This is a genomic window from Ferribacterium limneticum, from assembly GCF_020510565.1.
GTDB lineage: Bacteria > Pseudomonadota > Gammaproteobacteria > Burkholderiales > Rhodocyclaceae > Azonexus > Azonexus limneticus_B.
The window spans coordinates 4,054,727-4,069,930 of the sequence record NZ_CP075189.1 but is presented as its reverse complement, the minus strand read 5'-3'; the positions used below and the strand labels follow the sequence as shown (position 1 = coordinate 4,069,930).

Annotated in this window: 12 protein-coding genes; 6 read left to right on the top strand and 6 right to left on the bottom strand. The window is 59.1% G+C overall.

The annotated features are described in order from the left end of the window. Positions 1 to 24: 24 nt before the first annotated feature. Positions 25 to 1,995 carry a putative bifunctional diguanylate cyclase/phosphodiesterase gene (locus tag KI610_RS19565; RefSeq protein WP_226496605.1) on the bottom strand — a complete coding sequence of 657 codons (1,971 nt, stop codon included), beginning with the start codon at positions 1,993 to 1,995 and terminating at the stop codon, positions 25 to 27. Then, on the bottom strand, positions 1,995 to 2,789 hold the full coding sequence (locus tag KI610_RS19560; protein WP_226496604.1) for a PhnD/SsuA/transferrin family substrate-binding protein: 795 nt from the start codon (positions 2,787 to 2,789) through the stop codon (positions 1,995 to 1,997). Before KI610_RS19560 ends, KI610_RS19565 begins: the two co-directional genes overlap by 1 nt. A gap of 199 nt (positions 2,790 to 2,988) precedes the next feature. On the opposite strand from KI610_RS19560, the gene KI610_RS19555 reads away from it, so the two are divergent. The 6 genes from KI610_RS19555 to KI610_RS19530 all read left to right on the top strand — a co-directional run bounded on the left by KI610_RS19555 (position 2,989) and on the right by KI610_RS19530 (position 10,827). Further along, on the top strand, positions 2,989 to 6,864 hold the full coding sequence (locus tag KI610_RS19555; protein ID WP_226496603.1) for a DUF3683 domain-containing protein: 3,876 nt from the start codon (positions 2,989 to 2,991) through the stop codon (positions 6,862 to 6,864). 110 nt (positions 6,865 to 6,974) lie between these two features. Then, positions 6,975 to 7,406 carry an HIT family protein gene (locus KI610_RS19550; protein ID WP_226496602.1) on the top strand — a complete coding sequence of 144 codons (432 nt, stop codon included), beginning with the start codon at positions 6,975 to 6,977 and terminating at the stop codon, positions 7,404 to 7,406. A 62-nt stretch (positions 7,407 to 7,468) separates the two neighbouring features. Beyond that, the gene (locus KI610_RS19545; RefSeq protein WP_226496601.1) at positions 7,469 to 9,022 is read left to right on the top strand and encodes a hypothetical protein; all 1,554 of its coding nucleotides are present in this window, start codon (positions 7,469 to 7,471) and stop codon (positions 9,020 to 9,022) included. A gap of 62 nt (positions 9,023 to 9,084) precedes the next feature. After that, positions 9,085 to 9,504 carry a gamma-butyrobetaine hydroxylase-like domain-containing protein gene (locus KI610_RS19540; RefSeq protein ID WP_226496600.1) on the top strand — a complete coding sequence of 140 codons (420 nt, stop codon included), beginning with the start codon at positions 9,085 to 9,087 and terminating at the stop codon, positions 9,502 to 9,504. 4 nt (positions 9,505 to 9,508) lie between these two features. Further along, complete coding sequence (gene ubiE, locus KI610_RS19535; protein WP_319004197.1) at positions 9,509 to 10,246, top strand: bifunctional demethylmenaquinone methyltransferase/2-methoxy-6-polyprenyl-1,4-benzoquinol methylase UbiE; 738 nt, start codon at positions 9,509 to 9,511, stop codon at positions 10,244 to 10,246. An 11-nt stretch (positions 10,247 to 10,257) separates the two neighbouring features. After that, entirely contained in the window at positions 10,258 to 10,827 is a 570-nt protein-coding gene (locus KI610_RS19530; protein WP_226496599.1) for a ubiquinone biosynthesis accessory factor UbiJ, read from the top strand. Between the two features lie 66 nt (positions 10,828 to 10,893). On the opposite strand, the gene KI610_RS19525 is transcribed toward KI610_RS19530, so the two are convergent. From KI610_RS19525 to atpA, 4 genes are read right to left on the bottom strand one after another with little or no spacing between them, the layout of a single operon-like run. Further along, the gene (locus KI610_RS19525; RefSeq protein WP_226496598.1) at positions 10,894 to 11,319 is read right to left on the bottom strand and encodes a F0F1 ATP synthase subunit epsilon; all 426 of its coding nucleotides are present in this window, start codon (positions 11,317 to 11,319) and stop codon (positions 10,894 to 10,896) included. 27 nt (positions 11,320 to 11,346) lie between these two features. Next, a complete protein-coding gene (atpD, locus tag KI610_RS19520; protein ID WP_226496597.1) occupies positions 11,347 to 12,747 on the bottom strand; it encodes a F0F1 ATP synthase subunit beta in 1,401 nt (466 codons plus the stop codon). 31 nt (positions 12,748 to 12,778) lie between these two features. Further along, positions 12,779 to 13,639, bottom strand: coding sequence for a F0F1 ATP synthase subunit gamma (atpG, locus tag KI610_RS19515; RefSeq protein ID WP_226496596.1), 861 nt, complete (start codon positions 13,637 to 13,639; stop codon positions 12,779 to 12,781). Between the two features lie 17 nt (positions 13,640 to 13,656). Then, entirely contained in the window at positions 13,657 to 15,195 is a 1,539-nt protein-coding gene (gene atpA / locus KI610_RS19510; RefSeq protein WP_226496595.1) for a F0F1 ATP synthase subunit alpha, read from the bottom strand. Positions 15,196 to 15,204: the final 9 nt, after the last annotated feature.

Genomic DNA, 15,204 nt, shown 5'->3' with positions numbered 1-15,204 from the left:
TTTGTGCAGTGTGCGGCCTGCTGCTCAGGGGTTGGGTACTTTAGGCAGCGGTTCCGGCACGTGGCGGACGAAGCCCTGGGCGTAATCCACCCCAATTTCCTGAACGATGCGGTCGACCGTACCGTTGCAGACATATTCGGCGACGGTGATCAGGTCATGGGCGCGCGCCAGTTGCACGATGGCTTCGACGACGGCGTGGTCGCAAGGATCCTGGTCGATATTCTTGACGAACATGCCGTCAATTTTCAGGAAATCGACCTTGAACCGCTTGAGGTAGGCGAATGAGGAGAGCCCGCTGCCAAAGTCGTCGAGCGCCAGCGTGGCGCCAATGGCGTGCATCTGCTCGATGAATTCGAGCGCCTGGTCGAGGTTGGCGACGGCGCAGCTTTCGGTAATCTCGAAGCAGAGCATGGCGGGGTCGATGCCATGCTGCTCGATCTGCTGGCGGACGAAGGCCGGGAAGTCGTTGAGGCCCAGACTGGCGCCCGAGACATTGACGGAAAGGTGGCGGAACGGAAACGGCTTGCCGCTCTTTTGCCAGTCGCTCATGTAACGGCAGACATTCTCCACTACCCAGCGATCAATGTAGGGCATCAGGTTGTAGCGCTCGGCGGTTGCGATAAAGCGGCTGGGCGAATTGATCTTGCCGAGTTGGTCTGAAAGCCGCAGCAGCACTTCGGCGGTGACCGGCAGCCCAGGCTTTAGCGGTTCCTGACGCTGGTGGAAGAGCATGAAGCGGCCTTCCGCGATGGCTTTCGTCAGTTGCGGCATGGTCCGGAAGTCTTCGCTGCGCTGGCGATACCACTCGTCGGTCGGGGTGTAGATCTCGACGCGGTTGCGCCCTCTTTCCTTGGCGGCATAACAGGCGGTGTCGGCGGCGATCAGCAGATCGGTCACGCTCGTCATGTCGGGGCCTGAACGCACGACGCCAATCGACGCGCCGAGGCGGAAGCTGCGACTGTCCCACGAGAAGGGAAAGGCACAGATTTCGGCGATCAACTGGGTGGCGCGGCGTATGGTTTCCTGCGGGCTGCTGTTGCGCATGACAATGCCGAATTCGTCCCCGCCCAGTCGGGCCAGAAAACCGTAGGGAAAGCGCTCTTCGATCATCAGTGTCAGGCTGATCAGAAGTTCGTCGCCGGCGGCGTGGCCGCAGGTGTCGTTGACGACCTTGAATTGGTCGAGATCGAGGTAAAGCAGGGTCGCCGGATCTTCCGTCAGGTCTTCGGCCTTGAGGACGGCTTCAAGATGCGTTTCGAAGGCGCGTCGATTGAACAGGCCGGTCAGCGAGTCATGGTTGGCTTGATACGAGAGGTCAGCAATGCGCGCTTTGACTGCGTCGGTCATCGTGTTGAAATTCTGCGCGAGAACCGCCACCTCGTCCTCACCGGAAATCGCCATGCGCTCTTCGTAATGCCCATTGGCCACGCTGATGCTGGCCTCGGCCAGGGTGACCAGATGCCGGGTCAGCAGGTAGCCGATGATCGACAGCAAGACGAGCGACAGGACAATTTCGGCCAGCGCGATCAGGCCGCTTTGCCAGAGCAGTTCGGCCGAAGCCTTGTCCATGAAGGCGGTGGACATGCCGTAATGGATGTGACCGTAGATCTGGCCAAGGTAGTCGACGGGAAAACGGACGTGGCGGATCTGCCCCTCGCTCCGGTTGATCAGCGGCAAGGCGTCGCCGGGCGGCCATCCGGACGAGGCGAGAATGCGGCCATCGGGATCGGTGACTGCCAGGTAGGTGATGTCGGAAGCCTTGCGCCAGCCGTCGAGAATGTCGCGCAAGGTGGCGTAGTCCTTGGAGGCCAGCGGTACGGCAACGGCCGTCTTGTAGGCCAACTCGACAGCCTGGACGCGGGCATCGAGCTGTTGGGAAAGATGGTGTTCGATCAGGCGTACGCTGTTGCTGACCAACAGCGCCAGCATCAGCGCCTCGATGATGACGCTGGCCAGCAGCAACTTGGCCCGTAGCGAGCGCCGGATGTTGAACATCAGGTTGGGTGTCCAAGCAGCGCTTTGGTCAGCGTGACATAGGGGGCGAGCGACTCGATGTCTTCGGGCGTGATTGCCGCGTAGTTCTCATAGCCAGTGTCGCGGAAGAAGGCCTGGCCCGGCGCAGTGCTCCCGAATTTGAGCAGGGCGGAACGTATCCGCTTGAGTTCGGCCTTGCCCAGTCGATGGTGGCCGAGCGTCATCAAATGCGGGACGCTGACGTCGATGGGCAGGATGCTGACTTTGGCCCTGACATCTTCCGGCACCTGATGCAGCGGCGTGTGCGTCGTCAGGGCGGCATCCAGCTCGCCGACAGCCACGGCGGCGACAGCGGCGCCATGGGTGGCGCGTTCGAACAGTTGGTAATCGCGGCCCATCTGCATGCCGTGGTCGAGCAACCATTTGACCCCGCCAATCGAGGAAATCGAAAGACGGCTGGAGAGGCCGATGCGCTTGCCTCGCAGGTCGTCGAGCGAACGGATGCCGGAATTCGGACGAACGACGAAGACCGGCTGGAGCACGGCCTTGTAGCGAACCATCGCTTCATAGGACTGCAGGCACATCACGCCGAAATGCGGGCCGGTGATCAGGAGGTCGTATTCGCCGGCCAGCGAGCTATTCAGAAAGGTGAAGTAGTCGGCGGCGGTGAAAAGCTCGATGGGTCGCCCCAACTCGTTCTGCAGATACTGGCGCAAGGGCTGATGGGTCTTGAACAGGGCCAGCGTCGAATTGAAGGGCATGATGCCCAGACGCAGCGGACGGGACTCCACCCCTTCTGCAGTGGCGTACTGCATGAAGGGCAAAATGCCTAGCCATCTGAGGATGTGTCGCCGATGCATTTAGAATACCTATAACTTTTGTAATATTTTACTCCCCTCATCAATATAAGTAGAACATTTGGGGCTAATTTCTGTCGGAAGGTACCCGTGCTCGTTGCGTACCCCTCCGGTACGCTAAAATTCCACCTTTAACGCTATTGATTCTGGTCGCCTCATGACTGCTCGCTTGCGCGAAATACCTTACAACTACACTTCGTTTTCCGATCGCGAGATCGTCATCCGCCTGCTTGGCGCCGACAATTGGGCGGTGCTCGACGAGCTCCGTTCCGAGCGCGTCACCGGCCGTTCGGCCCGCATGCTCTACGAGGTGCTGGGCGACATCTGGGTCGTGCAGCGCAACCCGTATCTCGAAGACGACCTGCTTGACAATCGCGAGCGTCGCGATGCGCTGGTCAACGCCCTGCACCACCGGCTCAACGAGGTCGAAAAGCGGCGCGAAGCGACCGAAGGCGAGGACGTCGAACGGGCGGCCAAGGTCAAGCGTCTGGTCGACGCGGCGCGCATCGCGGTCAACCGCTTTGCCGAACGTTTTGGCGAAACCTGGGATTTGCGCCGCAAGGTCACGCGCATCCTGAGCAAGCACACGCGCAAGGACAACATTGCTTTCGACGGCCTGGCCCGCGTCTCGCACGTCACTGACGCAACTGACTGGCGCGTCGAATATCCCTTCGTCGTCCTCAATCCGGACACTGAAGAGGAAATCGGCCACCTCGTCCGCGGCTGTATCGAAGCCGGCCTGACCATCATCGCCCGTGGCGGCGGCACCGGCTACACCGGCGGCGCCGTGCCGCTGACGCCTTACGCGGCGGTCATCAACACTGAAAAGTTGATCGACATCGGCCCGGTTGAAGAACTGGTGCTGGCCGGCCATGAAACGCCCTACGCTACCATCCGCACCGGCGCCGGCGTCGTGACCGACCGCGTTTCCGAAGCCGCTTCGCTGGCTGGCCGCGTTTTCGCCGTTGATCCGACTTCGGCCTCCGCTTCCTGCATCGGCGGCAACATCGCCATGAACGCTGGCGGCAAAAAGGCCGTGCTGTGGGGCACCGCGCTCGACAATCTGGCCTGGTGGAAGATGGTCGATCCGGACGGCAACTGGCTGGAAGTCGAACGCGTCAATCACAATTTCGGCAAGATTCACGAACAGGAAAACGTTGAATTCCGCCTCAAGCGCTTCGACCCGAGTGGAAAGAAGCTGCTCGGCGAAGAAATCCTGACTTTGCCGGGCGCCGCCTGCCGCAAGATCGGGCTGGGCAAGGACGTCACCGACAAGTTTCTCGGCGGCATTCCCGGTGTGCAGAAGGAAGGCACCGACGGCATCATCGTCGCCGCCCGCTGGGTGCTGCACAAGATGCCGCCGATCTCGCGCACCGTTTGCCTGGAGTTCTTCGGCCAGGTCCGCGAAGCCGTGCCGGCCATCGTCGAGATTACCGATTACTTCAAGCCGGGCGGTGCCGGGCACGCCGCCGGCGTCCAGCTGGCCGGTCTGGAGCACCTTGACGAACGTTACGTGAAGGCCGTCGGCTACGCCACCAAGGCCAAGCGCCACGGTCGGCCGAAGATGGTCCTGATCGGCGATCTCGTCGGTCACGACGAAAACGCCGTGATGGCTGCCGCCTCGGAAGTTGTCCGCATGTGCAACCTGCGCGCTGCTGAGGGTTTTATCGCGGTAAACGCCGAAACGCGCAAGAAATTCTGGCTCGACCGTTCGCGTACCGCTGCCATTTCACGCCACACCAATGCCTTCAAGCTCAACGAGGACGTGGTCATCCCGCTGCCGCGCATGGGCGATTACTGCGACGGCATCGAGCGCATCAACATCGAGCTGTCGACGCAGAACAAGCTGGCGCTGTGCGACGCGCTTTCTGAATTCCTCAAGGGCGACCTGCCGCTGCATCGCGGCGATACGACGCTCGATACCGACGTGCTGATCGGCGACCGCCGGCAGGCGGCAATCGATTACGTCGAAGCCGTGCGTCTGCGCTGGGAATGGCTGCTCGAAAACCTCGACCTGCCGCTGGCCGAAGCCGAATCGCGCTTCGCGTCTTATGGTGTGGTGGCCGGCGAACTGACCAACCGGGCCGAAAATCCGACCTTGTTCCACCGCCTGCAGGATTACTCCGTCCGCACGTCGTGGAAGCAGGAACTGCACGCCCGGCTGGCCAAGATTTTCGACGGCGGCGTCTATCGCCCGATAATTGAGCGCATCGAAGCGATCCACAAGGAAGTGCTGCGCGGCCGCGTTTTCGTCGCGCTGCACATGCACGCCGGCGATGGCAACGTGCATACCAACCTGCCGGTCAATTCTGACAATTACGAAATGCTGCAGACAGCCAACAAGGCGGTTGAGCGCATCATGCACATCGCTCGCGGGCTGGATGGCGTGATTTCCGGCGAACACGGCATCGGTATCACCAAGCTCGAATTCCTGACCGAAGAAGAACTCGGCCCCTTCCGCGCCTACAAGCAGAAGGTCGACCCGGAAGGCCGCTTCAACAAGGGCAAGCTGATGCCCGGCGGCGACCTCGGCAACGCCTACACGCCGTCGTTCAGCCTGCTCGGTACCGAATCGCTGATCATGGAACAGTCTGAAATCGGCAAGATTTCCGACATGGTCAAGGACTGCCTGCGTTGCGGCAAATGCAAGCCGGTCTGCTCGACGCACGTACCGCGGGCCAACCTGCTCTACTCGCCGCGCAACAAGATTCTGGCGACCTCGCTGCTGGTCGAAGCCTTCCTCTACGAAGAGCAGACCCGGCGCGGGATTTCGCTCAAGCATTTCGACGAATTCAACGATGTCGCCGACCATTGCACGGTCTGCCATCGCTGCGTCAAACCATGCCCGGTCGACATCGATTTCGGTGATGTTTCGGTCGCCATGCGCAATTTTCTGCGCAAGCAGGAGAAAAAGCGCTTCAGCCCCGGCACCTTTGCGGCGATGACTTACCTCAACCTCAAAGATCCGGCGACCATCAAGCTCATGCGTTTCGGCATGATGGACTTCGGCTTCAAGGCCCAGCGCCTCGCCCACAAGGCGGCCAAGGCGCTTGGTTTCGTCCAGGATAGCCGCAAACATCCGCCAGCGACGGTCGGCGCGCCGACGGTCAAGACGCAGATCATCCACTTCCTCAATCGCCCGATGCCGGGCAATCTGCCCAAGCGCACCTCGCGCGCCCTGCTCGATATCGAGGACGACAAGGTCATCCCGGTCATCCGCAATCCGCGCAAGACGACCGAGGAATCGGATGCCGTCTTCTATTTCCCCGGATGCGGTTCCGAGCGCCTGTTCTCGCAGGTCGGTCTGGCGACGCAGGCGATGCTCTACGAAGTCGGTGTGACCACCGTGCTGCCGCCGGGTTACCTGTGCTGCGGCTATCCGCAGACGGCTTCGGGCGACGAAGACAAGGGCCAGAAGATCACGACGGACAACCGCGTGCTCTTCCATCGCGTCGCCAATACGCTCAACTATCTCGACATCAAGACGGTCATCGTTTCCTGCGGCACCTGCATGGATCAGCTGCAGAAGTACCAGTTCGAGAAGATATTCCCCGGTTGTCGCCTGCTCGACATCCACGAGTACCTCATGGAAAAGGGCGTAAAGCTCGAAGGTGTCAGCGGCACGCGCTACATGTACCACGACCCCTGTCACACGCCGATGAAGGCCTACGCCCCTCTCGCCGTGACCAAGGCGCTGATGGGCCAGGAAGTGCCGCTGACCGACCGTTGCTGCGGCGACGCCGGTTCTTTCGCCTATTCCCGGCCGGATGTCGCCACGCAGGTCAAGTTTCGCAAGCAGGAAGAAATCGAGAGCGGGGCTGCCAAGCTGCGCGTCGACGGTTTCAAGGGCGACGTCAAGATTCTGACTTCCTGCCCGGCCTGTCTGCAGGGCCTTTCCCGTTACGACGACGATGCCGGGACCAAGGCAGATTACATCGTGGTCGAACTGGCCAAGCACCTGCTAGGCGAAAACTGGATGGCGGATTACGTCGGAAAGGCCAATACGGGCGGGATTGAACGGGTTCTTCTTTGATTTTTGCCCGTTTTTTCCGGTTGACCGTGAAATAGCCGGTTCTTTTGCGGGGCGGCTTGTGATATTTCTACTTCGGTGTAATCCTTCGTGGATATCCGGAGCGAGATGGCATGGGTAACGACATTCAGTCCTGTGATTTGTGCATGAACCCCGGCGGGGCCATTCTCTGGCAGTCGGCGCTTTGCCGCGTCGTCAGGGTGGACGACCCGCATTACCCGGGTTTTTGCCGCGTTATCTGGAAAGATCATGTCCGCGAGATGACCGATATGGCGGCAAATCATCAACTCATGCTGATGCGCGTCGTTTTTGCTGTCGAATCAGTTGTTCGCCAATTATTCATTCCGGATAAAATGAATCTGGCCAGTTTCGGCAACATGGTTCCGCATGTCCATTGGCACGTCATTCCGCGCTGGCAGGACGACCGGCATTTTCCCGAACCGGTGTGGGGAGGGGTCCGGCGGGAGGGCCTGGCGCCAAGGCCTGTGGTTAGTGATGCCGTTCTGGCGCAGGCATTGGCCGAAGCGCTGGAAAATATCGAATAAGGCTGGGGATCATGAACACGACCGCCGTTGAAGTTCCCGTAATTTCAGACATACAAAGCGGGATGAACTATCTCTCCCAGTTGTCGTTGGCCAATCCGATTGTCGCCGAGCGACAGCTGATGAGCTTCATTGACTCGCTGCTCATCGCTCCACCCGATTCCGGGGTACTGCTCGCCCTGCTCGAACAGGCGCGGGCGCCGATGTGCTTCGTCGAAGAGGAAATGGCCAGGCGTTATCACAACCGGGCGCTGCCGCTGGCAGACGAAGAAGAGTCTTATTTCCAGCAGGTAGTCACCGCCTGGCGCAAGATGGGCAAGGCCTATGCACTGTGCGCCCAACGCGAGGAACCGGATTCGGAGAGTGCGCAATACCTCTCCATGATGGCCACCATTCTGCACCGTTGTCTGTATTACACGGGCATGGTCATCCTCGAGCACTACCGCGCGCGCCGCGATTTGCCGCCCGGTATCTGGCTGGACCTGCACGGTTTCTACGAAACTGCCGAGGAATGGGGCATCGCCTACACGCCGGTCGAGGATGCTCTCGAGAACAGCCTGCAGGCAACTCATTGCGCCGCCGCCTACACGACCTTGCTGCTCATCGACATTGCCAGCCCCTACAGCAACAGCGTCCGCAACCTCAACCTGATCCGGCGCTGGGCCGGCATGTGGGCGCCGTTGGTCTCCATTCACAAGCTGGAAGATGACCTCGAGGTTCCGGCCTACGTCATCGAACTCATGAAGGATGCGCCGCTGCACCCAACAGCCGTTGCCGACGAGCCATCTGCCGACACGCGGCGGCTCGATACCGCACGGCTGGGGCTGCAGATCAATCACATGCTGAGCCAGCTTCGTCAACGTATGACGCCGTCGCAGCTTGGTCTCGGTGAGGAAACCAGTGGTCACGTTATCGGCCTGCTCGACCACCTTTCCCGGCCCTGGACGCAGTCTGCTTCGCCGCGTCGTTTTCGCCGTTTTTCCACCGAGGGCATTGCCCGGGTCGCGGTTGGTTTCGAGGCAATCCACTTTTGCATCACTGGCAAGGAGTTTGAACAGCCCGATTCGGCCGCTGCCTTCTCGCGCGGAGAATTCGACCAGTTGTTCACCTTCGGCGAGCGTGTCGATTCAGATCAGACGCCCGCCATCAAGCCGCTGATCAGCTATCCGATCGACCAATGGTCAGTGATTAATCATTCGGCTAACGGCTTCCGCCTAGGGCGCAGTTGCGCCGGGATGCGGATATCGCATGGTCAGCTCATGGTGGTCTGTCCGCACGACGGCGATCACTTTCTGCTGGTCCAGGCGACGTGGCTGATGCAGGAAGACGATGGCGGATTGATCGTCGGTGTAGCCACTCTGCCCGGCATGCCGACCGGTATCGCTGTGCGGGTTGCAACGATGAAGGCCGGCAACAACGAGCGCTTTGTGCGCGCTTTCCTGCTGCCGCCGGTGCCGGCGATCAAGGAAGAAGGATCAATTGTTCTGCCGCCGGGAATGTATCAGGCTAGCCGGATACTGGATGTCTCTTCCGGGGAGGAGACGCCTTGGCAACTGCGGATGAACCATATTCTTCAGCGCGGCACCGATTATGACCGTATCAGCTATCAGGTGATTTGACCTATCCCGGCATCGCCCGGCGATGAGTGCGCTAAACTAGCGCCCTCATTCTGGAGAAAACTATGGCTGGTATTGATCGAGACACCCCGATACCGAGCGAAATCAAGCTGCACCAAAAGTCCCGTCGGCTGGAGTTGATCTACGCCGAAGGTGAAAGCTATGCGCTGGATTTCGAATTTCTGCGCGTCTATACGCCCTCAGCCGAGGCGCGCGGTCATGGCCCAGGCCAGGAAACCCTGCAAACAGGAAAGCGCAATGTCGACATTGAGCGGATCGAACCCGTCGGTACGTATGCCCTGCGCCTTGTCTTCTCTGACGGTCATGACAGCGGCCTCTATTCGTGGGACATGCTCTACAACCTGGGAAAGCATCATGACGAGTTGTGGCAGGAATACCTGACGCAAATCGAAAAACAGGGGCTGTCGCGCGATATAGACACCTCATCACGTCCGGCTGGCGGAAGCTGCGGCCATCATCACTGAAATCATGAACAACGATAAAACCCATTTTGGCTACGAAACCGTCGCCGAGCAGGAGAAGGCCCGGCGGGTCGCCGACGTATTCGATTCGGTCGCCAGTCGCTACGACCTGATGAATGATTTGATGTCGGGCGGTATGCACCGACTTTGGAAAGCTTTCACCATCCAGCGCAGTGGCGTTCGCGAAGGTTCACGCGTACTCGATGTGGCTGGTGGCACCGGCGACCTGTCACTGGCCTTCGCCAAGCGTGTCGGTAAAAGCGGCCAAGTGTGGCTGACCGACATCAACAACGCGATGCTGGCCCGCGGCCGCGATCGCCTGCTTGACAAGGGATACATGCTGCCGGTGGCGCAGTGCGACGCGGAGAAGCTCCCTTTCCCTGACGACTGGTTCGATTGCGTCACTGTCGCCTTCGGCTTGCGCAACATGACGCACAAGGATGCCGCGCTGGCCGAAATGCGACGTGTCCTGCGTCCCGGTGGCCGCCTGCTGGTACTCGAGTTCTCGCAGGTCTGGAAGCCGCTAGCGCCGCTTTATGATTTCTATTCCTTCAAGGTCATTCCGCAGGTTGGCAAATTGGTCACCAACGACTCCGACAGCTATCGCTACCTCTCGGAGTCGATTCGCGTCCACCCCGGGCAGGAGGAACTGAAAACCATGATGGAGCAGGTCGGCCTCGAAAAAGTCGAGTATTTCAATCTGGCTCTGGGTGTCGTCGCCCTGCATCGCGGATTCAAGTTCTAGGCTTGCATTCAATGGAAGCGCTTAATCCACTGGCTATTCGCGCCCTGAATCATTTGATTCAAGGTGAAAGTTGGGCGCAGGCACGGCTAATTTCGCACTCCGGCGCACAGCTACTGATTGATTCCGGGTTTTTTGTTCTCCGGTTGAGCATCGACGAGCGAGGCCTGTTTCAACCTGGTGACAAGGCGCTCCAAGCCGATGTCAGCATCACCTTGCCATCGGATTTGCCGGCTCGTTTTCTATTCAAGCGCGACACGCTGTTCTCGTCAGTGAAACTTGGTGGTTCCGCCGATATCGCCGAAAGCCTGGCGTTCGTGTTGCGCAATCTGCGATGGGATGCCGAGGCCGATCTCGCGCAACTGGTCGGCGACATCCCGGCTCGACGCCTTGCCCGGCTTGGTCAGACACTGGCTGCGGCAATTCAGGATGCCGTCGGACGGGTTGCCGAGAATTTCTCTGAGTACGCTGTTGAGGAGTCCGGAATGCTGGCACCAAATCGCGAGGTAACAGTATTTGGAGGGGACGTGAGTTGTTTGCGGGATGATGTGGCGAGACTGGAAAAGCGTATTTCCCGGCTGTAATTGTTTCCGCCGGATAGAAATAAAAAAGGCAGCCTAGGCTGCCTTTTTTGATCCGGAATTCCGGAATTAGTGCGTGTGCTTGCGCAGGCGCTGGATTGCTTGCAACTGGGCAACAGCTTGTGCCAGTTCGGCTTCAGCCGTGGCGTAATCCATTTCGGCGTTCCGATTGGCGAGAGCCTCTTCGGCACGCTTCTTGGCTTCCATTGCCTTGGCTTCGTCCAGATCATGGGCACGAATCGCAGTATCAGCCAACACGGTAATCATGTCGGGCTGAACTTCCAGCATGCCGCCGGAAACATACACCAATTCAAACTCGCTCTGGTTCGGCACCTTCAAACGAATGGTGCCGGGCTTGATGCGAGTCAGCAGCGGTGTGTGCCGCGGAAGAATGCCGAGTTCCCCGGCTTCGCCGGGAAACACTGCTATTTCTACCAGGCCGGAGAAGATCGATTCTTCAGCACTGACAACATCACAATGAACAGTCATAGCCATTACTAACTCCTATGCGACGTTGTGTAATTACAGCGTCTTGGCCTTTTCGAGGACTTCCTCGATACCGCCCACCATGTAGAACGCTTGTTCCGGCAGATGATCGTACTCGCCAGCGCAAATGCCCTTGAAGCCCTTGATCGTTTCCTTGAGAGAGACGAACTTGCCCGGCGAGCCGGTGAAGACTTCAGCCACGTGGAATGGCTGGGACAGGAAACGCTGAATCTTACGAGCGCGGGACACGGCCAGCTTGTCTTCCGGTGATAGTTCGTCCATACCCAGAATCGCGATGATGTCACGCAGTTCCTTGTAGCGCTGCAGATTCATCTGCACGGCACGGGCAACGGCGTAGTGCTCTTCACCGACGACCTGCGGGTCGAGCTGGCGGGAGGTGGAGTCGAGCGGATCGACGGCTGGGTAGATACCCAGCGAAGCGATGTCACGCGACAGCACGACCGTGGAGTCCAAGTGCAGGAAGGTGGTAGCCGGGGACGGGTCGGTCAAGTCATCGGCTGGCACGTAAACGGCCTGGATGGAGGTGATCGAGCCAACCTTGGTCGAGGTGATACGCTCTTGCAGACGGCCCATTTCTTCAGCCAGCGTCGGCTGATAGCCCACGGCGGAAGGCATACGGCCGAGCAGTGCGGAAACTTCCGTACCGGCCAGCGTGTAGCGGTAAATGTTGTCGACGAAGAACAGAATGTCGCGGCCATCATCACGGAAACGCTCGGCCATGGTCAGACCGGTCAGCGCGACGCGCAGACGGTTACCCGGCGGCTCGTTCATCTGACCGAACACCATCGCGACCTTATCGAGAACGTTGGAGTCCTTCATTTCGTGGTAGAAGTCGTTACCTTCACGGGTACGCTCACCCACGCCAGCAAACACGGACAAGCCGGCGTGCTGTTTGGCGATGTTGTTAATCAGTTCCATCATGTTGACGGTCTTGCCGACGCCGGCGCCGCCGAACAGGCCGACCTTGCCGCCCTTGGCGAACGGGCAGATCAAGTCGATAACCTTGATGCCGGTTTCGAGCAGATCGACGGAGGAAGACAGTTCGTCGAACTTCGGCGCAGCAGCGTGAATTTCACGCAGCTCGTTGGAGTCGATCGGACCAGCTTCGTCGATCGGACGACCAAGCACGTCCATGATGCGACCGAGGGTGCCCATACCAACGGGCACGGAAATACCGGCGCCGGTGTTGTTCACTTTCATGCCGCGACGCAGACCGTCGGAGGAACCCATGGCGATGGTACGAACGACGCCGTCACCGAGTTGTTGTTGTACTTCGAAGGTCAGGCCATCTTCTGCCATGCCGTTTGCTTCAGAAGCATCCAGCTTGAGGGCGTCGTAGACCTTCGGCATCGCGTCGCGCGGGAAGTGGATGTCCACAACGGCGCCGATGCACTGAACGATTGAACCTTGACTCATATTCAAATCCCCAAAAATAAAAATCTACGCGTCACACCGCGGCGGCGCCGCTGACGATTTCCGAAAGTTCTTTGGTAATCGCAGCCTGACGGGCCTTGTTGTAAACCAGCTTCAAATCGCCGATAACGGTCTTGGCGTTGTCCGATGCCGACTTCATGGCAACCATCCGGGCGGACTGCTCGGAGGCCATGTTTTCAGCGACGGCCTGATAAATCAAAGCTTCGACATAACGGATCAGCAAATCGTCGATCACAGCCTTGGCATCGGGTTCGTAGACGTAATCCCATTTGTGCGAAGCCGTACCGACTGTAGTGCTGGACAGCGGAAGCAGCTGTTCGAACACCGGCTCCTGCTTCATCGTGTTGATGAAGCGGGTATAGCCGATATACAACGCGTCGATCTCGCCCTTCATGTAGGAATCAAGTTGAACCTTGACCGCCCCGATGAGCTTTTCCAGATGGGGCGTATCGCCCAATCCGGTTACGTGCGAGACAACTTTCGCGCCAGCGCGCTGCATGAAGCCGAGACCTTTGTTGCCGATGCAGGTGGCCTGAATTTTATTGCCCTTGGACTCGAACTCCTTCATCTTGCTTACAGCCAGACGAAGAAGATTGGAGTTCAGACCGCCACACAGCCCTTTGTCCGAGGTGATCAGAATCATGCCGACAGCGGCTTGTTCACGATTCACCAGGAAAGGGTGACGGTATTCGGTCAGAGCATGAGACAGGTTACCTGCTACGCGCCGGATCTTCTCGCCATAGGGACGGGCAGCCCGCATCCGGTCTTGCGCCTTGCGCATTTTGGATGCGGCCACCATCTCCATGGCCTTGGTGATCTTGCGCGTGTTTTCGACGCTCTTGATCTTGTTGCGAATTTCCTTGCCGCTAGCCATGTAATTCTCCTAGCTAATCAGGCCCAGCTGCTCTTGAAAGCAACGATGCCAGCGGCAAGTTGCTTCTCGGAGTCGGCGCTCAGGTCGGCTGTGGACTCCATCGTGTTCATGAGGTCAGCACAGTTGGCTTTCAGATAACCAATCATGGCCTTTTCGCACTCCAGGGCACGCTTGACTTCGACATCATCGAAGTAGCCCTTGTCAGCTGCGTACAGCGTGACGGCCATTTCGGAGATGCTCATCGGCGAGTACTGGGCTTGCTTCATCAGCTCGGTGACCAGACGACCACGTTCCAGCTGCTTGCGGGTTGCTTCGTCGAGGTCGGAAGCAAATTGCGCAAAAGCGGCGAGTTCGCGGTACTGAGCCAGGGCCAGACGGACACCGCCGCCGAGCTTCTTGATCAGCTTGGTCTGGGCAGCACCGCCGACGCGGGACACCGAGATACCGGCATTGATCGCAGGACGGATACCGGCGTTGAACAGGTCGGTTTCAAGGAAGATCTGGCCGTCAGTAATCGAGATCACGTTGGTCGGAACGAAAGCGGACACGTCGCCAGCTTGCGTTTCGATGACCGGCAGAGCGGTCAGGGAACCGGTCTTGCCCTTGATTTCGCCATTGCTGACCTTTTCGACCCAGGCTTCGGAGACGCGAGCAGCGCGTTCCAGCAGACGGGAGTGGAGATAGAAGACGTCGCCCGGATAGGCTTCGCGGCCCGGCGGACGGCGCAGCAGCAGGGAAACCTGACGGTAGCCCCAAGCTTGCTTGGTCAAGTCGTCATAAACGATCAGTGCATCTTCGCCGATGTCGCGGAAATATTCACCCATCGTGCAGCCAGCATACGGTGCGAGATACTGCAGCGCAGCGGATTCGGAAGCCGGGGCGGCGACAACGATGGTGTTTGCCATCGCGCCGTGCTCTTCGAGCTTGCGTACGACGTTGGCAATGGTGGAAGCCTTTTGGCCGATAGCAACATAAACGCAGAACAGACCCTTGTCTTTCTGGTTGATGATGGCATCGACTGCAACGGCGGTCTTGCCGGTTTGACGGTCACCAATGATCAGCTCGCGCTGACCACGGCCAACCGGAACCATTGAGTCCACACACTTCAGACCGGTCTGAACAGGCTGGGAAACAGACTTACGCCAAATAACGCCTGGCGCAACCTTTTCCAGCTTGTCAGTCAGCTTGGCGTTGATCGGGCCTTTGCCGTCGATCGGCTGACCGAGGGAGTTGACCACGCGGCCAAGCAATTCACGGCCGACGGGAACTTCCAGAATGCGACCCGTCGTCTTGACGATGTCGCCTTCGGAAATGTGTTCGTATGCACCAAGAACCACGGCACCAACGGAGTCACGCTCAAGGTTGAGCGCCATACCAAAGGTGTTGCCGGGGAATTCCAGCATTTCGCCCTGCATAACGTCTTGCAGGCCGTGCACGCGGCAGATACCGTCGGTGACGGAAACTACGGTGCCCTGCGTGCGCACTTCCGATGCGCCCTGCAGGTTCTGGATCTTGCTCTTGATCAGTTCAGAAATTTCGGAAGGATTCAACTGCATGAAATTCTC

Coding starts and splice junctions, on each gene's coding strand:
- KI610_RS19545 (WP_226496601.1), top strand. CDS start 7,469: ATGAACTATCTCTCCCAGTTGTCGTTGGCCAATCCGATTGTCGCCGAG.
- KI610_RS19565 (WP_226496605.1), bottom strand. CDS start 1,995: ATGTTCAACATCCGGCGCTCGCTACGGGCCAAGTTGCTGCTGGCCAGC.
- KI610_RS19555 (WP_226496603.1), top strand. CDS start 2,989: ATGACTGCTCGCTTGCGCGAAATACCTTACAACTACACTTCGTTTTCC.
- KI610_RS19560 (WP_226496604.1), bottom strand. CDS start 2,789: ATGCAGTACGCCACTGCAGAAGGGGTGGAGTCCCGTCCGCTGCGTCTG.
- ubiE (WP_319004197.1), top strand. CDS start 9,509: ATGAACAACGATAAAACCCATTTTGGCTACGAAACCGTCGCCGAGCAG.
- atpG (WP_226496596.1), bottom strand. CDS start 13,639: ATGGCTAGCGGCAAGGAAATTCGCAACAAGATCAAGAGCGTCGAAAAC.
- KI610_RS19525 (WP_226496598.1), bottom strand. CDS start 11,319: ATGGCTATGACTGTTCATTGTGATGTTGTCAGTGCTGAAGAATCGATC.
- KI610_RS19530 (WP_226496599.1), top strand. CDS start 10,258: ATGGAAGCGCTTAATCCACTGGCTATTCGCGCCCTGAATCATTTGATT.
- atpD (WP_226496597.1), bottom strand. CDS start 12,747: ATGAGTCAAGGTTCAATCGTTCAGTGCATCGGCGCCGTTGTGGACATC.
- atpA (WP_226496595.1), bottom strand. CDS start 15,195: ATGCAGTTGAATCCTTCCGAAATTTCTGAACTGATCAAGAGCAAGATC.
- KI610_RS19540 (WP_226496600.1), top strand. CDS start 9,085: ATGGCTGGTATTGATCGAGACACCCCGATACCGAGCGAAATCAAGCTG.
- KI610_RS19550 (WP_226496602.1), top strand. CDS start 6,975: ATGGGTAACGACATTCAGTCCTGTGATTTGTGCATGAACCCCGGCGGG.